The organism is Amycolatopsis sp. NPDC114484 (assembly GCF_055633755.1).
Window position 1 is genome coordinate 104,825 of the sequence record NZ_JBVKDQ010000021.1, and the last position, 19,451, is coordinate 124,275.

The following is a 19,451-nucleotide window of genomic DNA, read 5'->3' on the forward strand; positions in this document are numbered from 1 at the left end:
GCCCACGACCGGAGCCGCTTCACGGCCCGGCCCGCCTCACGAGCGACCGAACCGGTAGCCGAAGCCGCGCACGGTCTGCACGTGGTCCGGCCGCGCCGGGACGTCCTCGATCTTCGAGCGCAGCCGCTGCACACACGCGTCGACCAGGCGGGAATCGCCGAGATAGTCGTGCCCCCACACCGCGGCGAGAAGCTGGCTGCGGCTGTACACCTGGCCTGGCGTGCGCGAGATCTCCAGCAGCAGCTTCAGCTCGGTCGGGGTGAGCGAGACGTGCTCGCCGTGCTTGCGCACCAGCATCCCGGCCCGGTCGATCACCAGGTCGCCGTGCTGTTCGGGGCCGGCGGCGCCCGGTTCGGGAGCGGTGCGCCGCAGCACCGCGCGGATGCGGGCGTCGAGCACGCGCGGCTCGATCGGCTTCACGACGTAGTCGTCCGCGCCCGCTTCGAGGCCGGCGACGATGTCGAAATCGTCGCTGCGCGCGGTGAGCATGATGATCGGCACCTGGCCGAGCGCGCGGATCCGGCGGCAGGTCTCGAACCCGTCGATGCCGGGCAGCATCAGGTCGAGCACCACGAGGTCCGGCGCGCGTTCGCGTAGCTGCGCGACACCGTCCTCGCCGGTCGCGGCGGTGTGCACCGTATGTCCCTGACGGCGCAGCGCCAGCTCCATGCCCTCGCGCACGGACGCGTCGTCCTCGACCACCAACACCACAGCCACAGGGGCCATTATTCGGAATACCCGCGGATTCGCGCGAGCCGGGCGGATCTTGTAGCGAAACCATGACACGGCCCTGACGAGATCCCGAAATCCCGGGGCCAGGCTCGAAGGCATGGCAGTGCTGACTCCTGAAACGCCGACCGTGCCCTTGTCCGCGCCCCGGCACGCGCTCGCCCCTCCGCGGCGTTCGCGGACCGCCGTGCTGGTCGCGGCCGCGATCGGGTTCGCGGGCGCGTTCGTCGTCGCCTACCTGCTGTTCGTGCGGACCGAGGCCGGGCAGCGCGCGGAGGACGGGGTCGTCCGCTTCGCGCAGAACCTTCCGCGGTCCACTGTGGACTGGGCGCGGCCGCTCGCCGGGATCGACGGGGTCGAGGTGTTCGGCGCGGCCGGGATCGTCATCGTGGCGCTCGCGGTGCTGCGCAAGCGGTTCGCGCTCGGGGTGACCGCGCTGGTGCTGTACTTGCTGCCGCTGGCCGCCGCGCAGCTCCTCAAGATCTACCTGCTGGACCGGCCGGACGTCGGTTCGGCCGGAGCGCCGCACCACAACAGTTTCCCGAGCGGGCACGTGAGCGCGGCCACCGCCGTGCTGCTGGCACTGGCCGTGGTGCTGCCCGCGCGGTTCCGGACCTGGGTGCTCGCCGTGGGTGCGCCCGGCGTCGCCTGGGTGGCCGCGGCGACCGTCGCGCTCAGCTGGCACCGCCTGTCGGACACCGTGGGCGCGTGCCTGCTGGTGGCCGCGGTGGTGTCGGCGGGCGCGGCGGTCGTCTCGGCGAGACGACCGGACGGCGGGCGGATCCCGGTGGTGCTGACGGGGGTCGTGCTCCTCGGGCCGACCGTGGTGGTGCTGGCCGGGTACGCGGTGCTGGCGTCGGCGACGTCGGTCCCGGCCAGGTTCGTGGCCGCGCTGGTGCTGGCCGCGTTGAGCGCGGTGGCGGTGGTGCTGCTGGCGGCTGGACCACTCCGGCGGGTGAACTTCGACCCGTCCGGGGCACGGAACCGGCTGAGCGGGAAGGAAGGCCGGTAGCGAAAAGCCGGTAGCGAAAAGCCGGTTCTCCCCGCGATCGCCGCTCAGGAGGGATTGCGGCGCGGTTTGATCCGCACCGCGGGCAGCGGGGGAGCGGGCAGCCGCGCCGGGCCGCCGGGGTACGGGTCGATCGCGCCGAACTGGTCGGAGTTCGCCTCCCACGCCTCGCGGTACTCGGCGATCTCGTCGTGGCTGCGGCCGACGAAGTTCCACCACATCAGGATTTCCTCGCCGAACGGCGGCCCGCCGAGCACGATCGCCCGGGCCGGGGAGGACCCGGGGTTGTGCAGGCGGAGCGTGGTCGCGCCGATGCCGAGGTAGCCGAGCTGAGCCTGCTGCAGCGGAGTGCCCGCGAAGGAGACCTCTCCGGTGTCGAGCAGGACGCCGTGCTCGAAGGACGGGTCCGCGTCGAGGCGGAGCTCCGCGCCCGGAGCGAGGACGATTTCCGCGCCCAGCAACGGAGTGAAGGTCTTCACCGGCGAGGTTTCCCCGGCCAGTGTGCCGAGGAAGACGCGTGCGGTGGCCCCGTCGAGTTGGGCGGTCGGCGGGACGTAATGCTGGAAGTCGCGTGCGGTGTGCCGGTGCTCGTCCGGGAGCGCGACCCACAGCTGGACCCCGTGCAGTGTGGTGGTTTCCGGCGTCGACACCTCTTCGTGGCAGATGCCGTGCCCGCCGGTCATCAGGTTGAGCTCGCCGGGCCGGACCATCGCGTGCGAGCCGAGGCTGTCGCGGTGGTCGATCTCGCCGGTGAACAGCCAGCTCACCGTCTGCAGCCCGGTGTGCGGATGCGGGCCGACGGACATGCCGCCGCTGACGGAGGTGTCGTTGGGACCGTAGTGGTCGGCGAAGCACCACGCGCCGATGAGCGAGCGCTGGCGTTGCGGCAGGGTGCGGCGGACCGGCATGGCTCGCGGGCCGCCGAGCGGCACGGAACGGGCGTCGAGAACCTCGACCTTGCCGGGTCCGGCGGGGTCGCCGCCGCACGCTAGTTCGGCCGGGTCGGTCTCGACGTTGCTCATGCCCGACACGATAACCGGCTGCGCGCGAGTTCCTGCCCCGCTGTCCGTGAGGGGAACCCTGAGGGAATCAGAGTCCCTCAGGGTTCCCTTCACGGACAGTTGGCATCGGTCAGCGGGCGAGGAGGTTGCGCAGCCAGTCGAGCGCGGTCGGGAGCGCGTTCAGCACCGAGATGTGCCCGTCCCGCGGACGCGACCACAGTTCGGCGTCCGGGAGGTTCCGCAGGAGCCATTCGCTGTGGCTGACCGGGACGATCCGATCCTCGCCGCCGTGCACCAGCAGCACCGGAACCCGCACGTCGGCCGCGGAGAATCCCCATGGCGCCGCGTACGCGAGATCGTCGTCGGCTTCGGCGGCCACGTCGGAGGCGGCACCGGCGTCCTGCCCCAGCGGACCCCACGTGCCGCGCAACGCCGTCCAGTCCGCTTCGGTGAAGCTCGTCGGGTCGAATTCTTGCGTTTCTCCGTGCTGCAGCCGGGTTTCGCGGCCCTTGCGGGCGGCACGCAACGAGCTGTCGTCGACCATCCCGCCGTACCAGTCGTAGTCCTCGGAGTACGGCGCCAACCCGGCGAGGCACACCGCCGCCGCCACTCGATCCGGCAGCCCCGCGGCGCAGGCCAGCGCGTGCGGCCCGCCGCCGGAAGCCCCCATCACCGCGAACCGCGGCAGGTCCAGCGCATCCGCCAGCTGACGCACGTCCTCGGCGGCCGAGCCCACCGTCCGCCCGACGTTCGGAGTGGACCCGCCATACCCGGGCCGACCGTAGGAAACCACCCGGAATCCGCGTGCGGCCGCAGCCTCCACCACCGGCGGCAGCAGGCGGCCGGATTGCGGAGTGCCGTGGTGCCACACCAGCGGAAAGCCGTCGCCCTCGCTGTCGTGGACCCGAAGGTTCCGGCCGTCGGGCAGCGGCAAATCAGTCGTCCCCATGGAGAGGACTCTAGCCACTCCGGCGCGCGCGATCGGCGAAATTGTCCCAAGCCTGCCGCACCAGCGCGGGGTGCGCGAGAAGGTCCGAGGCGGTCCGGGCCAGCGCCGACGCCGCCGCGAGCAGCACCGTCCGGGCCCGTGGCGATCCGGTCGCCTCGGCGAACGCCCGGCTGCCGACGGCGCGTACCGGATCGTGAAGCGCGACCGACGGGTGGATCGTCGGTATCCGCACGCTCACATCGCCCACCTCGGCGCGGCCGGGCACCGCCGCCGCACCTGAGGGGGACGCGTGGATCCCGCACGCCGCGAGATGCCGGGCGAAATGCCCGGACAGCACCGGATTGTCCTGGAACCGCGCGTGAATCGGGCCGAAGCGTTCGACGTTCGCCTTCGTCCCGGTCGCCATCGCGGCGCCTTCGGCGGCTGCGGTCACTTCGGCGACCACCCGGCCGAGCGCCTCCGAATCCGGCGCGCGCAACCCGAAGCGGGCTTCGGCGAAATCGGGTACCACGTCGGTGGATTCCCCGCCGTGCGTCACGATTCCCTGCACCGCGGCCCCGGCGGGCAACCGGGCCCGCAGCGCCGCGATCGCGGTGAAGACCTGCACCAGCGAGGCGACCGCGTCGGTGCTGTCCTCGGGCGCCGGACCGGAATTCCCGTGCACGGTCACCCGCAGTTCGGTCCGCGCGGCGAGCGGCGCGGCGGCCCAGGTGTGCACGCCGGGCTGGAAAGTCAGCACCGCGTCGATGCCGTCGGCGGGACGGTCGGTGACGACGACGGAACCGGATTCCAGCGTCCGGACGGTGGCGAGCGCCGCGCCGATGACCGCCGCCGCGACGAGGTTGTGCCCGAATTCCCGGTGCCGGTCGGACGGAAGCAGCAGGGCGACGCACGGACGTCCGGCGCCGTACCGCGCGGTGCGGCCGGCGATCTCGAAACCGGCGTGCGCGAGCTGCCCGAGATCCGGCTCCTGGTCGCTGGCCGGTTCGCGGGACCGGGCCCAGAGCCGCTCGGCGAGCAGCTCGATCTCGTGGTCGGTCCGGTCGTGCCGGTCCTCGTCGGACTCCATGCCGCCCAGGTACCCAGCGGGCACGGATTCGATCCCATGCGAAAGTGGGTAATTCGGCCGTGGGCGCGGCGACCAGGGTGCGCGATCGTCACTGGTATGACAGCGGGAACCTACCGGGTGCTGCCGGCCGAGGTGTCGGCGATCGTGAAGAACGTGGAAGGCCTCGGCTCAGCGGCGTTCTCGGCCGTGCGCGACCTCGAGACGCTCGTGATCGACGCCTTGTCGTTCGCGGGAATCGGCAGCGGGGTCGCGGCGGCGAACACGTTGCTGCAGTCGAAACTCGTGTCGTCGCTCGGCGATTTCGTGAAGCTGATCGAACAGGTCAACGGCAAGGTGCAGCACGCGGCGCAGAACTACGCCGACGCCGACGCCGCGGTGGCACAGGGCTACGGCGGCGGGACGGGCGGCGGGGGAGCCGGGGCCGGCGGCGGCGGTGCGGCTGCTGGGGGTGCCGCACCGCAGCAGCTGGACGACCGGGTCGTCGATTCGATCATGCGTTCCGAGGGCGCGACCGGCGAACAGGGCGGAGTGCCGGAGGCGTACGGCTTCCGGCGGAACATGCACAACGGCTACGACCAGATCATGGCCGCCCGCCAGCAGTACGGCATCGGCAGCGCCGAGGAGCACGCCGTGGTCGCGCAGCTGATGACCGCGAACGCGCGCCACGCCGGGGCGCTGGAGTTCACCGACGCGGGCACGCAGGCAGCGATCATGTCCGGCGCGCACATGCGCGGCGCGGGCGGCGTCCGGGCGATCCTGAACCACATGGGCGGCGCGGACATCGTGCAGAGCGCGCGCACCCTCGACCCGGCCGCGGTGCGGCAGCTGCAGGACCTGTCTCCGCAGGAATTCCAGCAGCAGTTCCACGACGCCCGGATCGAGTACGACCGGCAGGTCTACGGCGACACGACCACCCGCCAGAACGGGCACACGCAGAACTGGTGGGACCGTTACGGAAACGGCCTCACCCAGCGCTACGACCGCGAGCAGCAGGAGTTCCTGCGGCTGTCGCGGTAGAACGTTTCAGTCCAGATCGGACAACCGGGCCGTCAGGTCCTCGACCAGCCGGGTCATCAGCCGGTCGAGGAGCTGGCGGTCTTCCTCGCTCCAGCCGCTCATCGCGCCGGCGAACCAGCCCTCGATGACCGCGACGTAGCGTTCGGCCGCGGTCTTTCCTTCCGGGGTCAGCTCGATCAGCCGGGCCCGCTGGTCGTCCGGGTCGGCCACGCGCCGCACCAGCCCCCGGCTTTCCAGCCCCTGCACCTGCCGCGTCACGTGCGGGCCGACGACGTTCATCCGGGTGGCGATCTCGCCGATCCGCAGCGGTTCGCCCTCGAGGTGGAGGATGCCGAGCACGCTCATCGCCGGCCGTTCCAGCGGCAGCCCGGTGGCCTCGACCGCGCGCTCGAAGAGCTTTCCCCGGCGCAGCGACCCGCTCAGCTCGTTCAGCCGGGGCAGCAGGTCCCGGAACAGGGAAGGGACGGCGGACATCGCGGGCTCCTTGATTAGATACCTAACTTAGGTATACAGTCGGGTCACCGGGATCGCACGAGGCGGTTCCGGCCGGTCTCGAAAATGATACCTAAGGTAGGCATCTACCGCCTGCCGAGGCGAGGGGGAGAACCATGAGCAGGAGTGTGCTGATCTCGGGGGCGAGCATCGCGGGCCCGGCGCTGGCGTACTGGCTGAACCGGTACGGCTTCGCGGTCACCGTGGTGGAGAAGGCGGCCGCAGTGCGCGGCGGCGGGTACCCGATCGACATGCGCGGCCCGGCGGTCGAGGTGCTGCGGCGGATGGGGCTGGAGGAGACGGCGCGGGCGCGGCACGTCGCCACCCGGCGGCTGTCGTTCCTCGACGCGGACGGCGGCGTCCTGAACAGCTTCGCACCGACCGCGATTACCGGCGACGAGGCCGGGTACGACATCGAACTGGCCCGCGGCGACCTCACCGGCCTGCTGTACGACGCGGTCCGCGACGACGTCGAGTTCCGCTTCTCGGAGTCGGTCGCCACGCTGGACGACCGCGGCGACCGGGTCGACGTGACCTTCTCCAGCGGCCGGAGCCAGACGTTCGACCTGGTCATCGGCGCGGACGGGCTGCACTCGAAGACCCGCTCGCTGGTGCTCGGGCCGGAGGAGCGGTTCCACCGCTACCTCGGCTACTGCTTCGCCGGATTCACCATGCCGAACTACCTCGGCCTGTCGCACGAGGGCGCGTCCTGGGCGGTCGCGGGCCGGTCGGCGTCGCTCTACGCCGCGGGCGGCAACGACCAGGTGCACGGCTTCCTGGTGTTCACCCACGCCGAGGCGCCGTTCTACGCGTTCGCCGACCCGGCCGCGCAGCGCGATCTGGTCGCCAGCCGCTTCGAGGGCTACGGCTGGGAGGTGCCGCGGATGGTCGAGGCGATGCGCTCGGCCGACGACCTGTTCTTCGACGTGGTCAGCCAGATCCACCTGCCGGTGTGGTCGAAGGGCCGCGTCGCGCTGGCCGGGGACGCCGCGCACGCGACGTCGTTCCTGTCCGGGCAGGGGTCGAGCCTCGCGATGGTCGGTGCGTACCTGCTGGCCTACGAGCTGGCGGACGCTCCGCACGACGTCGCGTTCGCGGCGTACGAGAAGCGGTCGCGGGAGTTCGTGGAGCGCAACCAGGCGCTCGCCACGGCCGGAGCGATGGTGATGTCGCCGCGCACCGAGGAGGAACTGGAAGCGCGGAACGCGGCGTTGCGGTCGACGGAAGGGCTGCCGGGGGCGGCGCACAGCGAGGTGCACAACCTGGTGACCTTGCCGCCGGCGCGCGCGACCGTCTGACCTGCTGCTGGCGAGTCGGTGCCCGGTGTGCAGCCGCGGCGTGCGAGGCTACCCGGCGGCATTGCGCGGTGAGGGGAACGAGGCGGGATGAACGCGATTGCGCGCGGCGGCGGGATGCTCGTGGCGATCCTGGTGGTCGTCGGGGGCACGGCCGGGCTCGGGGTGGCGCTCGGGCTCGGCGGGACGGCGGTGCTGGCCGGGCTGACCGCGTTGTTCTGCTTCATCGCCGCCACCGGCGGGCCGTTGCGACCGGACCTGTGGCTGCTCGCCGCGTTCGCCCCGGCGGTGGTGATCGGCGGGGCCGGGCCGCGGTTGCTGGGCGAGGCGTCGCCGGTCGCGTCGATCGCGCTGCTCGCGCTGGTGGTGTTCGTGGCGGCGCTGGTGCCCGCGCTCGGGCCGCGGTATGTGACGGTCGGGCTCGGACTCGGCATGGCTTCGGTGTTCGGGTACGGCTTTCAGCTCAGCGGTGCGGCCAGCCCGGTGCAGATCGTCTGCGCGCCGGCGCTGGCCGTCGGGGTCGTGTTCGTGCTGCGGCTGGTGATGGGGCTGCGCGATCCCGGCAAGCCGACCCGCACCGCGCTGGCCGACGCGCTCGCCGGACCGGATCGCGCGAGCGCGGAGCGGGCGGTGCGGTTGTGGGTGACCGACCGGCCGCGGGCGTGGCAGGCGCGGGTTCTCGCGGGCGGCGCGCGGTATCACGGCACGGCCGCGGTGCTGCGGGACCGGCTGCGCGCGTTCGACGAACAGCAGGCGGCAGCGGTTTCCGGCGTGCTCGACGCCGCGGACGAACAGGTGGCGGCGCTCGCGGAAGCCGTGCGGGCCAAGACGGTGGCGGATCCGCCGGAGATCGAGCGGATCGACCCGGATGTCGCGCTGCCCGGGGATACCGGCGCGCTGCTCGACGAGGCCTGGGCCGGGCTGTTCGCGATCCGGGAAGCGGTGCTGGCCCGCGACGAGTCCATTGTGGACTTCCCGCGGCATCTCGTCCGCGAGGCATTGAGGCGCGAGGCGGCCGGGGTGTTCTCGTGGCGGTCCGCGCAATTGCGGCACGCGGTGCGGTGTGCGCTGGGAATGCTGGTCGCGGCGGTGATCGCGACGTTCCGGCCCGGCGACCCGCTCACGGTGTCGTTCCTGATGACGACCTTCGCGCTCATGCAGCCGGAATGGCGGGACACGCTGGCGAAGGCGTGGCAGCGCGCGGCCGGTGCGGTGGCCGGTGCCGTCGTGCTGGCGATCGCGCTGTGGCTGTTGCCGCCGGGTGCGTTGCTGCCGCTGGGGATTGTCGCGCTGCTCGCCGGGTTCCCGTTCATGCAGGTGAAACCCATGGTGTTCAACGGTTGCATGGTGCTGATGAGCGTCGGGATGAACGCCACGACGCGACATCTGGACGCGCTCTCGGTGCTCGTGGAGTACCTGCTGCTGGTGGTGCTCGCGGTGGTGATCGGACTGCTGTTCGGCTTCGCCGCGGTGCCAGGGGTGCCGAAACCGTCGGTGGCGCAACGGTTTTCCGACGCCGTCGAGGAGACTGGCGAACTGCTCGCCTCGGTGGCGGAACGGTTGCGCGGCGGAGGAGGTCGCCGTGAGGTCGGGCTGCGGTTCCGTGCTGCGGCTCGGACACATCAGGATCTGCTGAGCCCCGAGCCGGGCAGCCGGGAGCCTTCGCCGGAACAGCGAGAAGCTTTGGAGGAAGCCGGACAGGGCTTGCGCGGTCTCGCGGCGTCGGCTGGCGCCCTGCTGCAGCGGGACGAACAGTCGCCGACGATGGCGTCCTTCGCTTCGGCGGCTGCGAGTGCCTTGGCGGGCAGTGGAGAACTACCCGCACGTCCGGCCGACGTGGACGAGGAGGAGCGCCTGCTGGCCGACCTCGTACGGGCTGACCTGCTGCGCGTGCATCGCGGCGCCGAGATGCTAGCGAGCTGAAGGGCCGTGCGGCCACCGGATGCTTCCCTTGCATCCCTTCACCTTCCGCGTTCGCGGTGTCACCATCCGAACATGAGGAAACTCCCGATCGCCCGCGTCGCGACGGTGGCGGTGTCCGTGGCGCTGCTGTTCCCGGTGTCCGCGGCGTACGCCGACCCGCCGCACAACCTGCCGCAGAACGCCAACGGGTACGAGCAGTCCTTCTCTCCCGCCTACGACTACGACGGCGACGGTTGCTACGCCACGCCAGCGATCGGCCCGGACGGCACGCTCGCGCCCGGCCTCAAAACCACCGGCGCGGTCAACGGCAACTGCCACGACAAGTCCGACCTGGACAACTCCCAGACCTACTCGCGCTCGACCTGCAACCACGGCTGGTGCGCGGTCGTCTACGCGAGCTACTTCGAGAAGGACCAGGCAGTCGACGGCAGCGGCCTCGGCGGGCACCGGCACGACTGGGAGCACGTGATCTCGTGGATCGACCAGTCCTCGAACCAGGTCGAGTACGTGACGACCACCCAGCATTCCTCGCAGGTGACCTACCCAAGGTCAAAGGTGAGCTTCGACGGCACCCACCCGAAGACGGTGTACCACAAGGACGGCCCCGGCACGCACTTCTTCCGCCTGGCCGACGCCCACGACGAGCCGCCGGAAAACCACTACCACGCTTGGCGGTACCCACCCCTGGTCGGCTGGGACGGCTGGCCGACGACCGCCCTGCGCGACCGTCTGATGGCCGCCGACTTCGGCGCCGCGACGATCAAGATCAGCGAAGGCCGCTACCAGGACCTGCTGGAAAAGTCGAAACCAGCCGAAATCCCTTTCGCCCCACGCGGCTGACTAGTTCCGTGAGGGGAACCCTCACAGCCCCTGATTCCCTCAGGGTTCCCTTCACAGCCACCACCTGACCGCACCAGCGCACCCACGCAACACAGCACCCCCGCGAAATCCGAGTAATAGTAAGCAGCATGCACCCGGATCCCGCGCTCCCCTTGGACGGATTCACCGTCGTCTCCATCGAACAAGCAGTAGCCGCCCCGCTGGCCACCCGCACCCTCGCCGACCTAGGCGCCCGGGTAATCAAGGTAGAACGCGCGGACGGCGGAGACTTCGCCCGCGAATACGACCACGTAGTCCACGGCACCGGCGCCCACTTCGTCTGGCTCAACCGGGGCAAAGAATCCCTGGCCGTAGACCTGAAAACGCCCGAAGGCCGCGACGTCGTAAAACGACTGGCCGCCCAAGCCGACGTCTTCGTCCAAAACCTGGCCCCAGGCGCGGCCGCCCGCCTGGGCTTCAGCGCCGCCGAACTCCGAGCCGACCACCCGGAACTGGTCGCAGTGGACCTCTCCGGCTACGGCACCGGCGGCCCGAGGGAACAGCGCAAGGCCTATGACATGCTGGTCCAGGCCGAAGCCGGCCTGATCGGCATCACCGGCACCCCGGACACCCCGGTCAAGACCGGCATCCCGACGTCCGACATCGCCTCCGGAATGTACTGCGCACAAGCGGTCCTGGCCGCCCTCCTGCGCCGCCTGCGAACCGGCCAGGGCGCGACGGTCGAGGTGTCGATGCTGGAGGCGACCGTCGAATGGATGGGCTACGCGATGTACAGCCAGATGTACTCCGGACGCCAGCCCGCGCGCATGGGGTTGAGCCACGCGTCGATCGCCCCCTACGACGCGTACCCGACGAAAGACGGTCAGATGCTGATCGGCGTCCAGAACGACAGCGGCTGGCGAGCCCTGGTCACCTCGGTCCTCGAAGCCCCGCAACTGGCCGATGACCCGCGATTCACCACGAACGTGCAGCGGGTGGAACACCGCGCGGAATGCGACGCGGCAGTCGCCGCCGAGACCGCGAAATGGTCCACAGTGGACCTGGACGAGCGGCTGGCGGCAGCGGGAATCCCTGCCGCGCAAGTGAAACAGGTCGCCGACGTCGTGGCCGACCCGCAGCTGCGCGCCCGCGACCGCTGGCGCACGATCGGCACCGAACACGCGACCGTCGACGCGCTGCTGCCGCCGGTGACGTTCGCGGACGTCGAGGCGCGGATGGGCGACGTTCCGGCGTTCGGCGCGCATACCCGTGCGCTGCTTGAGGAAGCCGGGGCGGACGCGGACGATCTGCTGGGCCGGGGGATCGCCGCCGGGCCGCGTTGACAGTTGTATGGTGCATCTCTAGCATGCGGGGACATGCCGGGAGAAGACCGCGACGGCGATGCCCTGGACGCTATCCACCGCGCGATGATCCTGTTTTCCCGCGGGTCGAGGGTGCGCGCGAACGAACTGTACGAGGGGCTCGGGTTCGTGCAGTACACGATGCTGTCCTCGATCGACCTCGCGGACTGCGCGCACGCCGCGGATCTCGCCCAGGAGTACGGGCTCGACCCCTCGACGGTGAGCAGGCAGCTGGCGGAACTGGAGCACGCCGGGCTGCTGGTCCGTAGCCCGGATCCGCGGCATTCGCGCAGGCAGCGGCTCGAATTGACCGAGGACGGGCATCGCGCGCTGGCGATTACCCGTGCGGCGCAACGGGAACGGCTCGAAGACCGGTTGCGGGACTGGCCGCGCCGCGACGTGCTCGAATTCGGGCGGTTGCTGACCAGGTTCGTCGAGTCCTAGCGGTCCACAGTGGACGATTCGCCGGGCGGCGAGCACGCGGACGCCACGGATCGCGGTCACCCGCGGCGGATCGGGCCCAGCTTCGCGGAAAGGTCCTCGGCGAGATCGGCCGGACGGGGCGGTCCGGCAGCACGGTCGGCGGCCCAGGCGAGCGCGAGCCGGGACGGCTCCCAGCCGTCCTCGTCGATCCGGACCAGCTTGAACTCCGGCGGCGAGAACATCCGGCCGATGAACGACGCCGGCGCGTAGGACACCAGGGCGACGAGGCGCCGGTTGAACACCTGCGCGGCCATTTCGAGTTCGCCGCCGCGTCCGCTGACCGCGCGGACGATGTTGCGGACGCCCTGTTTCGCGAGCCGCCGGGTCAGCGCGGCGAGGATGACCGGGTTCGGCCGGGCGAAGTCGATGACCACCTCGCGGTCGCGCAGTTCCTCGATGTGGACGAGGTCGCGGCAGGCGAGCGGATCGTCCGCGCGGACCGCGATCGCGCCCTGGTACTCGGCGACGGTGCGGGCGCGCAGCCGCTGGTCCTCGACGGAGAGGTGGATCAGCCCGAGTTCCAGATGCCCGGACACGAGTTTCGCGGTGACCTCGGCCGCCGAACCGGCCACCTCGAAGGTCGCCGGAGCGGCCAGCCCGCCGACCGCGGTTTCGAGGTCTTCGAGCAGATCCGACGGCGCGTACGCGGTGGCCCCGATCCGGATCGGCGTGCCGTCTTCGAGGACGCCCGCCGCGATGTCCTTCAGGCCGTCGACCTGGCGCAGGATCGCCCGCGCGGGGCCGAGAAGCGCTTCGCCGAGCGGGGTGAGCCGGACCTCGTGGTAATGCCGTTCGAACAGCGGGCCGCCGAGTTCGCGTTCGAGCAGCTTGATCTGCTTGCTGAGCGGCGGAGGGGTGATCCGCAGCCGGTCCGCCGCGCGCTTGAAGTGAAGCTCGTCGGCGACCGCGACGAAGTACTTGAGCCGGGTGAAGTCGATCTCCATCGTCCAATGTCCAGCGGGGCGGGCGGGTTTCGGCGATCATACGGCCGGGGAGGGGAGTTCGGCCGGTTGTCGAGGCGACGGCGACGCGGGGCAGGTTCGCGGCCAGGGCGGGCGGTGCTGCGGGCTTCGGGGTGGGTGGCCGGGGTTCGGGGCTACTGGGCGGGTAGGGAGAGCCTCGTGGCTACCGGGCGGGGACCGGTGCTTCGCAGAGCGGCCGCGGTGCGCAGCGGGCTTCGGTCGCCGGTTCACTCAGCACTGCCGGAATCCAGCAGGCGAAGAGACCGCCGAAACGTCACCCCGCGCGAGCGGCCCGCCCCCGTTCCTCCGGTGCCTCCAACACCCCGCGCGCGACCAGCCCAGCCGTCTCCGCGACCCCCAACCCGAGCAATTCCTCCGCGATCTCGAACGTCTGCTCGCCCAGCAACGGCGCCTGCCCCACCGGCGGATCGGCGACGTGCGCGGCGTGGATCTGCACGTTCTCCAGCACGTACGGCTCCTCCGCGTACGGATGCAGCTCCTCCCGAAACGCGCGCCGCTCGCGATATTGCTCCCATTCCGGCAGGTCGGCCGCCCGCAGCAGGGCCCCGGCGGGGACGCCAGCGGCCTGCAGCAGTTCCATCGCCGCGAACGGGGAACGCCGCTCCGTCCACTCGGTCACTGCCGCGTCGATCCGGGCCCGCGAAGACGCCCGGCCGGCGCGCGTGGCCAAACCAGGGTCGGCGGCCAGGTCGGGACGGTCCAGCACCGCGCACAACGCACCCCAATCCGCGTCGTCGCGGACGGTGAGAGCCAGCCAGTCGTCGTCGCCAGCGGCCGGGAACACGCCCCACGGCGCGTCGTGGGCCGGTTCGGTGAGGTGGTGTCCTCGGCGAGCCAGGTCTTCGGCGGCGATCCGGTCCGCGAAGTGGCTCAGCATCACCTCGGACTGCGCGACGCTCACCGCCCCGCCCTCAGCGCTGCGTTCGCGGCGGACGAGCAGCGCCAGCGCGGCCAGCGCGCCGATCCGGGCGCACACATGATCCGGGTAGACCGTGACGGCGTCGCTGAACGTGCCCGGTTCGCCCGGATAGATCCACTCGCTGGTGAGTCCGGTCGCGGCGCGCACGAGCGGACCGTAGCCGAGCCGTTTCGCCCACGGGCCGGTCGGACCGAACGCCGAGCTGTCCACGACCACGATGCCCGGGTTCACTTCGGACAGCGCGGCCCGGTCGAGCCCGAGCGAGGCGATGACGCCGGGTTTGAAGTTGGTCAGCACGACGTCCGACCGCGCGACCAGCCGCCGCACCAGCGCCTGGCCTTCGGGATCCCGCAGGTTGACGCCGATGGCGCGTTTGTTGCGGTGCCCGGCGGCGAATCCCTGCGACATCGGGCCCGGCAGCGCGGCGCGGGAACCGTCGGGGAAGGCGGAGTTCTCGATCTTGATGACGTCCGCGCCGAGGTCGCCGAAGAGCCGTCCGGTGTCGCCGCCGACCACGATCACGCCGAGGTCCAGCACGCGGATTCCCTCCAGCGGACGCCCTTCTCCGCGACGGGTTCGCGCGGCCAGGATCGGCGCGGAGGTGACGCGCGCGCCGGTGTCCGGGGCGGCGACGGCTCGGTGCCCGTCGATTTCGGTGATTCCGGCCGGGACCGGCGCGATCAGGCCGGGCGACAGTTCGGTGTCGCGGAAGAAGCCCCTGGCGGTGAGCTGGTCGGTGTGCAGTGCCTCGGCGAGGGTGAGCACCGCGGCGGTCGGCACGCCGTGGCGCTGGCCCTCGCACTCCAGCGAAGCCCGGGTGCGGTCGGCGAAGAACCGGCCGATCGAGGGAAGCAGGTCCGGCGAGGCATAGCGTTCGCGCACTTGGTCGTACTTCGGGTCGGCGAACGCGGCCGGGCTGCCCATCCATTCGAACATCCCGCGCCACTGCCGCCGCGACAGCAGGCAGATCCGGATATATCCGTCCTGGCAAGGGAAAATCGGGTACCGGTGGCGTTCTTCGGTGCGTCCGCGCGGAAGGTCGCTCAACGGCACTCCGGCGGCGGCGCTGCCGACCATGCCGAAAGCCGGGTCCAGCGCCTGCATCGCGCCGTCGAGGAGGGAGAAGTCGATGCGGTCGCCGCGTCCCGTGCGCAGCCGGTCCAGGTACAGGCTCACCGCTTGGAACGCGGCTTGCGCGGCGGCGACGTGATAAGGCAGCTCGCCGGGTGGCAGCAACGGCGCGCGGCCGGGGATGCCGGACCGGGAGAGTTCGCCGGTCAGCGCGTGGAACACCGGCGTGGTGGCGTGCCAGCGGCGGCGGGTCGTGGCGCGGCCGAAGTCGCTGATCGACAGGATGACCAGTGCGGGATAGCGGGTGCGCAGGCCGGGGACGTCGAGGAGTTCTTCGGCGGGCGAACCCGGCGGAGTGGTCTCGATCAGCAGGTCGGCGTCGGCCAGCAGCTGTTCCCAGCCGTGCGAGCCGGGTTCGGCGGTGGCGTGGGCGAAGCCGTGCCGGTCGAGGGCGGTGCCGATCGCGACGCCGTCCACGACCGGACCGGTGGTGCGTTCGTCGGTGACGCCGGGCAGGACGACCCGGGTGACGCGCGCGCCGAGATCGGCCAGCAGCCGCCCGGTCGCGGTCATCGGGCCGGAGGACAGATCGAGCACGCGGACCCCGGACAGCGGCGGGTCGTAGGTGTCGGACAAGGGAACCAGCCTCCTCGAAGTGCTCAGCTGCGGCGGACGGCGCGGAAGGGGAGGTCGCGGTCGACCTCGGGTTCCTTGGGAAGGCCGAGGACGCGTTCGGCGATGATCGTGCGCTGGATCTGGTCGGTGCCGCCGCCGATGGAGGTGAAGAAAGCGTTGAGAGCCAGGAAGTTCACGTCGTCGGCGACCGGGTTCTCGTCCCCGGCGAGCAACGTTTCCGGACCGGCGATGTCAGTGCGCAGGCGGCCTTCGGCGTGCAGGATTCCGGACATCGCCAGCTTTCCCAGCGACATCGCCGAACTCGACGTGCCCTGTTCGGCGGCGGCCTTCGCCCGGGCGTTGTTCAACGCGTTCAGCTCGCGCACCGCGAGCACGGTGGCCAGCTTGTCCCGGACGACCGGGTCGGCGAGGCGGCCCCGTTCCCGGGCCAGTTCGACGAGGTCGTCGGCGATCGATCCGTGCCGCGACGCCCGCGCGCCGTCGCCCATGATGGAGCGTTCGTACGCGAGCGCGGTCTGCAGGACGCGCCAGCCCTTGCCCTCGGCGCCGACCAGGTAGTCCGCCGGGATTTCGACGTCGGTCAGGAAGACCTCGTTGAAGTGCGCCTCGCCGGTGATCTGCACCAGCGGCCGGATGTCGACGCCGGGCTGGTGCATCGGCACGACGAAGTAGCTCAAGCCCTGGTGCTTCGGGACATCCCAGTCGGTGCGCGCGATCAGCAGCGCGTAGTCCGCGGTTTTCGCGCCGGACGTCCAGACTTTCTGGCCGTTGACGATCCAGCGGTCGCCGTCGCGGACCGCGGTGGTGCGGACGCCGGCGAGGTCGGATCCCGCGCCGGGTTCGCTGTAGAACAGGCAGGTACGGGAGTGTTCGGTGAGGACGGCGTGCAGCAGGTCGTTCTTGAGTTTCTCGGTGCCGAACGCGAGGACGGTGTTGGCGGGGATGCTGTACTTGTCCTGCCGGGCACCGGGGGCGCCGACCGCCTCGAACTCCGAAGCGATCGCGTCGGCCAGTTCGGCCGGGTAGGCGCGGCCGAACCATTCGACCGGCCAGGTCGGCACTGCGTATCCGGCGGCGACGACCTTTTCCAGCCAGGCCACGCGTTCCGGGGTGGTATCCCAGCGGTCTTCGGGCGGAGTGAGCCCGGTCCATTCCGCGGCGAGCCACGCGCGGACTTCTTCGCGGAGCTGGTCCACTGTGGGCAGGGTGGTGGTCATGGTCAGGCCCCCTTCGAGACGAGGTAGCGCTCCCGGTGCAGCCGCGGGACGCCGAACAGCTGTGCGCCGGAGCGGGCGCGGCGCAGGTACAGGTGCGCCGGGTGTTCCCAGGTGAAGCCGATCCCGCCGTGCATCTGGATCGCTGACAGGGCAACGGTTTCATACGCTTCCGCGCAGGCGAACCCGGCGAGCGCGATCGCGCCCGGGCTGCCGTCGGCCGCGGCGTGCCGGGCGGCGGACGTCGCGGATTCGACGTCCAGCAGCCGGTCCGCGGCGAGGTGCTTCATCGCCTGGAAACTGCCGATCGCGCGGCCGAACTGGACCCGGGTCTTGAGATATTCGACGGTCGTCTCAAAGATCTTGCGAGCGCCGCCTGCTTGTTCGCCGGCCAGCGCGACGATGCTGGTATCCAAGGCTTTCCGCACAGCTGCCCAGCCTGAAGTGCCAAACCGTCGCGCTGGTGTATCAGCGAAGGTGAACTGAGATAGCCGCACGGTCGGGTCGAATACCGACAGGGGCGTGCGGGTGAAGCCAGAGGCGTCCGGGGAGACCTCGAAGACGCCGATGTCGTCGCCAGTGCGAGCAACTACGAGAATGACGTCCGCGAGCTGGCCGAATGTCACGTAGGAGGCGGTACCGGTGAGAGTCCCGTTCGCTTGCACCGCAACATCTTCGGGTGTCCAAGTGCCGGTTGGGCCAGTAATGGCAACGGTTCCGATCGAGGATCCGTCGGCGAGCGCGGGCAGCAGGCGGCGTTTGTCCTCTTCGGTCCCGGCTGCGTCGATGAGCGTCGCGGTCAGCACGGCGCTCGACAGGAATGGCGACGGCACCAGCGCCGCCCCGATTTCCTCCGAAACCGCTTCGAGTTCTTCCGCGCCCAGACCGACTCCGCCGTATTCGGTCGCGATCACCAGCCCGGGCAAGCCCAGCTCAGCCAGTTGTTTCCACAGTTCGGGGTCGTAGCCGGAGCCGGTCGCCAGCACGCGGCGCACGTCCGCCTCCGTGCAGCGGTCCGCGAGCAGGTCGCGCACCGCCTCCCGCAGCTGTTCGGTTTCCGCGGCGCTGATCGCCATCACCGGACCGCCTTTCCCGTCGTCGGGTCCCGATTTCCATGCTGGGCGCGGGAAACGGCGATGTACATCACGGATTCCGACACCGGCAGGTTTCCGGGAGCGACATCGGCGCACGTGTCGCGGGCGCTCATCTGCCGGTGTGCCGACCGGTCGTTTACGCCGCGTCAGCGGGATGCGAACGTGGAGGTGCGACCACCGGTCGGGAACGGAGTGCGACGAGATGACGAGCAGGCGGGAGACCCCGGCGCGCCGGAGGGCGGCAATCGCCGGTCTCGGGCTCACTGAGCTGGGCAAAGTCTACGGTCCGAGCGCGCGGCAGTTCGCCGCGCAGGCGGTGCGGCGAGCGGCGGACGACGCCGGGATCGGGCTGTCCGGCATCGACGGGCTGCTGGTGTCCGCTGGCACGACGCCCGGAGTGGACCTGAGCCTGCAAGTCGACTTAGGACTGCGGGACCTGCGGCTGTTCACCCAAATGCAGGCGTTCGGCTCGACAGCGGGCGCGATGGTGCAGTACGCCGCGATGGCCGTCGAAGCGGGCATGGCCGACACTGTCGCCTGTGTGTTCGCGGACGCGCCGCTAAAGCAGGGCAAAGCGACCGGCGCGGCGTACGGCGGCCGACGCGTGACGCCGACCGGCTGGGGAAGTCTGCTGGGCTCCAGCGGTTTCGCCGGACCGAATTCGTTCTACGCGCTCGCCGCGCGACGGCACATGAAGACTTACGGAACCACGAGCGAGCAACTCGGCGCGATCGCGGTCGCCCAGCGCGCGTGGGCGGCGAAGAACCCGCTGGCGCAGCTGCGCGACCCGATCACCCTGGCCGACCATCAAGCGTCCCGGTTCATCGCGGAACCGTTTCACCTGCTGGACTGCTGCCTGGTGTCGAACGGCGGCGCGGCGGTGATCGTGACTTCCGCGGAACGCGCGGCGACGTTGGCCCAGCCCGCCGTCCAGGTGCTCGGCTGGGGCCAGGCGCACCCCGGGAACTCGTTCCGCCGCAACGACAATCTCGGTCTCGTGAGCGGTGCGGCGCAGTCCGGTCCGGCGGCGATGGAGATGGCCGGAGTGACCATCGAGGACATCGACGTCGCCGAGATCTACGACTGCTACACCTTCACCGCGCTGCTCACCCTGGAGGACTACGGGTTCTGCGGCAAGGGCGAAGGCGGCGAGTTCGTCGCGACGCCGGGCATGCTCGGCCCGGACGGCAAGCTCGCGGTGAACACCGGCGGCGGCCAGCTGTCGTCGTACTACCTGTGGGGCATGACCCCGCTGTCCGAGGCGATCATCCAGGCCCGCGGCCAGGGCGGTGAACGCCAGGTGCCGAAGCACGACACCGTGCTGGTCTCCGGCAACGGCGGCATTCTGGACCACCACAGCACGCTCGTGCTCGGCGCGGCGTGAGCG

The 19,451-nt window shown here is 71.0% G+C and carries 17 protein-coding genes; 8 read left to right on the forward strand and 9 right to left on the reverse strand.

Going from position 1 to position 19,451, the window contains the following annotated elements; genetic code table 11:
* Window positions 1–36 precede the first annotated feature (36 nt).
* Window positions 37–717: a response regulator gene (locus tag ACZ7SW_RS36610; RefSeq protein ID WP_470234936.1), complete on the reverse strand. Its 681-nt coding sequence runs from the start codon at window positions 715–717 to the stop codon at window positions 37–39.
* Window positions 718–829: 112 nt separating this feature from the next.
* On the opposite strand from ACZ7SW_RS36610, the gene ACZ7SW_RS36615 reads away from it, so the two are divergent.
* Entirely contained in the window at window positions 830–1,741 is a 912-nt protein-coding gene (locus ACZ7SW_RS36615; protein ID WP_470234937.1) for a phosphatase PAP2 family protein, read from the forward strand.
* Window positions 1,742–1,785: 44 nt separating this feature from the next.
* Here the strand turns inward: ACZ7SW_RS36615 and ACZ7SW_RS36620 are convergent, their stop codons facing one another.
* The 3 genes from ACZ7SW_RS36620 to ACZ7SW_RS36630 form a co-directional block, all read right to left on the reverse strand.
* Window positions 1,786–2,760 carry a pirin family protein gene (locus ACZ7SW_RS36620; RefSeq protein WP_470234938.1) on the reverse strand — a complete coding sequence of 325 codons (975 nt, stop codon included), beginning with the start codon at window positions 2,758–2,760 and terminating at the stop codon, window positions 1,786–1,788.
* A 109-nt stretch (window positions 2,761–2,869) separates the two neighbouring features.
* On the reverse strand, window positions 2,870–3,688 hold the full coding sequence (locus ACZ7SW_RS36625) for an alpha/beta fold hydrolase (RefSeq protein ID WP_470234939.1): 819 nt from the start codon (window positions 3,686–3,688) through the stop codon (window positions 2,870–2,872).
* A gap of 10 nt (window positions 3,689–3,698) precedes the next feature.
* Complete coding sequence (locus ACZ7SW_RS36630) at window positions 3,699–4,781, reverse strand: peptidase dimerization domain-containing protein (protein ID WP_470234940.1); 1,083 nt, start codon at window positions 4,779–4,781, stop codon at window positions 3,699–3,701.
* Window positions 4,782–4,853: 72 nt separating this feature from the next.
* On the opposite strand from ACZ7SW_RS36630, the gene ACZ7SW_RS36635 reads away from it, so the two are divergent.
* A complete protein-coding gene (locus ACZ7SW_RS36635; protein ID WP_470234941.1) occupies window positions 4,854–5,774 on the forward strand; it encodes a hypothetical protein in 921 nt (306 codons plus the stop codon).
* Between the two features lie 6 nt (window positions 5,775–5,780).
* On the opposite strand, the gene ACZ7SW_RS36640 is transcribed toward ACZ7SW_RS36635, so the two are convergent.
* Window positions 5,781–6,248: a MarR family winged helix-turn-helix transcriptional regulator gene (locus tag ACZ7SW_RS36640; protein WP_470234942.1), complete on the reverse strand. Its 468-nt coding sequence runs from the start codon at window positions 6,246–6,248 to the stop codon at window positions 5,781–5,783.
* A gap of 134 nt (window positions 6,249–6,382) precedes the next feature.
* Here ACZ7SW_RS36640 and ACZ7SW_RS36645 point away from each other — a divergent pair, with 134 nt between their 5' ends.
* From ACZ7SW_RS36645 to ACZ7SW_RS36665, 5 genes are all read left to right on the forward strand, one after another.
* Complete coding sequence (locus tag ACZ7SW_RS36645; protein WP_470234943.1) at window positions 6,383–7,564, forward strand: FAD-dependent monooxygenase; 1,182 nt, start codon at window positions 6,383–6,385, stop codon at window positions 7,562–7,564.
* Between the two features lie 87 nt (window positions 7,565–7,651).
* Complete coding sequence (locus ACZ7SW_RS36650) at window positions 7,652–9,484, forward strand: FUSC family protein (protein WP_470234944.1); 1,833 nt, start codon at window positions 7,652–7,654, stop codon at window positions 9,482–9,484.
* 72 nt (window positions 9,485–9,556) lie between these two features.
* Entirely contained in the window at window positions 9,557–10,324 is a 768-nt protein-coding gene (locus ACZ7SW_RS36655) for an NPP1 family protein (RefSeq protein WP_470234945.1), read from the forward strand.
* A gap of 128 nt (window positions 10,325–10,452) precedes the next feature.
* On the forward strand, window positions 10,453–11,646 hold the full coding sequence (locus tag ACZ7SW_RS36660) for a CaiB/BaiF CoA transferase family protein (RefSeq protein WP_470234946.1): 1,194 nt from the start codon (window positions 10,453–10,455) through the stop codon (window positions 11,644–11,646).
* A 33-nt stretch (window positions 11,647–11,679) separates the two neighbouring features.
* Complete coding sequence (locus tag ACZ7SW_RS36665; RefSeq protein ID WP_470234947.1) at window positions 11,680–12,108, forward strand: MarR family winged helix-turn-helix transcriptional regulator; 429 nt, start codon at window positions 11,680–11,682, stop codon at window positions 12,106–12,108.
* Between the two features lie 56 nt (window positions 12,109–12,164).
* On the opposite strand, the gene ACZ7SW_RS36670 is transcribed toward ACZ7SW_RS36665, so the two are convergent.
* The 4 genes from ACZ7SW_RS36670 to ACZ7SW_RS36685 form a co-directional block, all read right to left on the reverse strand.
* Complete coding sequence (locus ACZ7SW_RS36670; protein ID WP_470234948.1) at window positions 12,165–13,091, reverse strand: LysR family transcriptional regulator; 927 nt, start codon at window positions 13,089–13,091, stop codon at window positions 12,165–12,167.
* 292 nt (window positions 13,092–13,383) lie between these two features.
* Window positions 13,384–15,756, reverse strand: coding sequence for a CaiB/BaiF CoA-transferase family protein (locus ACZ7SW_RS36675; RefSeq protein WP_470234949.1), 2,373 nt, complete (start codon window positions 15,754–15,756; stop codon window positions 13,384–13,386).
* Between the two features lie 23 nt (window positions 15,757–15,779).
* The gene (locus tag ACZ7SW_RS36680) at window positions 15,780–16,973 is read right to left on the reverse strand and encodes an acyl-CoA dehydrogenase family protein (RefSeq protein WP_470234950.1); all 1,194 of its coding nucleotides are present in this window, start codon (window positions 16,971–16,973) and stop codon (window positions 15,780–15,782) included.
* 2 nt (window positions 16,974–16,975) lie between these two features.
* A complete protein-coding gene (locus ACZ7SW_RS36685; RefSeq protein ID WP_470234951.1) occupies window positions 16,976–18,046 on the reverse strand; it encodes an acyl-CoA dehydrogenase family protein in 1,071 nt (356 codons plus the stop codon).
* A 220-nt stretch (window positions 18,047–18,266) separates the two neighbouring features.
* Between ACZ7SW_RS36685 and ACZ7SW_RS36690 the strand changes: the two genes are divergently transcribed.
* Window positions 18,267–19,448: a thiolase family protein gene (locus ACZ7SW_RS36690; RefSeq protein WP_470234952.1), complete on the forward strand. Its 1,182-nt coding sequence runs from the start codon at window positions 18,267–18,269 to the stop codon at window positions 19,446–19,448.
* Window positions 19,449–19,451: the final 3 nt, after the last annotated feature.

What these genes read in the sequence shown, in the direction of transcription:
- ACZ7SW_RS36615 (WP_470234937.1), top strand. Translation starts at nt 830, where the DNA reads ATGGCAGTGCTGACTCCTGAAACGCCGACCGTGCCCTTGTCCGCGCCC.
- ACZ7SW_RS36620 (WP_470234938.1), bottom strand. Translation starts at nt 2,760, where the DNA reads ATGAGCAACGTCGAGACCGACCCGGCCGAACTAGCGTGCGGCGGCGAC.
- ACZ7SW_RS36625 (WP_470234939.1), bottom strand. Translation starts at nt 3,688, where the DNA reads ATGGGGACGACTGATTTGCCGCTGCCCGACGGCCGGAACCTTCGGGTC.
- ACZ7SW_RS36635 (WP_470234941.1), top strand. Translation starts at nt 4,854, where the DNA reads ATGACAGCGGGAACCTACCGGGTGCTGCCGGCCGAGGTGTCGGCGATC.
- ACZ7SW_RS36640 (WP_470234942.1), bottom strand. Translation starts at nt 6,248, where the DNA reads ATGTCCGCCGTCCCTTCCCTGTTCCGGGACCTGCTGCCCCGGCTGAAC.
- ACZ7SW_RS36645 (WP_470234943.1), top strand. Translation starts at nt 6,383, where the DNA reads ATGAGCAGGAGTGTGCTGATCTCGGGGGCGAGCATCGCGGGCCCGGCG.
- ACZ7SW_RS36650 (WP_470234944.1), top strand. Translation starts at nt 7,652, where the DNA reads ATGAACGCGATTGCGCGCGGCGGCGGGATGCTCGTGGCGATCCTGGTG.
- ACZ7SW_RS36655 (WP_470234945.1), top strand. Translation starts at nt 9,557, where the DNA reads ATGAGGAAACTCCCGATCGCCCGCGTCGCGACGGTGGCGGTGTCCGTG.
- ACZ7SW_RS36660 (WP_470234946.1), top strand. Translation starts at nt 10,453, where the DNA reads ATGCACCCGGATCCCGCGCTCCCCTTGGACGGATTCACCGTCGTCTCC.
- ACZ7SW_RS36665 (WP_470234947.1), top strand. Translation starts at nt 11,680, where the DNA reads ATGCCGGGAGAAGACCGCGACGGCGATGCCCTGGACGCTATCCACCGC.
- ACZ7SW_RS36670 (WP_470234948.1), bottom strand. Translation starts at nt 13,091, where the DNA reads ATGGAGATCGACTTCACCCGGCTCAAGTACTTCGTCGCGGTCGCCGAC.
- ACZ7SW_RS36680 (WP_470234950.1), bottom strand. Translation starts at nt 16,973, where the DNA reads ATGACCACCACCCTGCCCACAGTGGACCAGCTCCGCGAAGAAGTCCGC.
- ACZ7SW_RS36685 (WP_470234951.1), bottom strand. Translation starts at nt 18,046, where the DNA reads ATGGCGATCAGCGCCGCGGAAACCGAACAGCTGCGGGAGGCGGTGCGC.
- ACZ7SW_RS36690 (WP_470234952.1), top strand. Translation starts at nt 18,267, where the DNA reads ATGACGAGCAGGCGGGAGACCCCGGCGCGCCGGAGGGCGGCAATCGCC.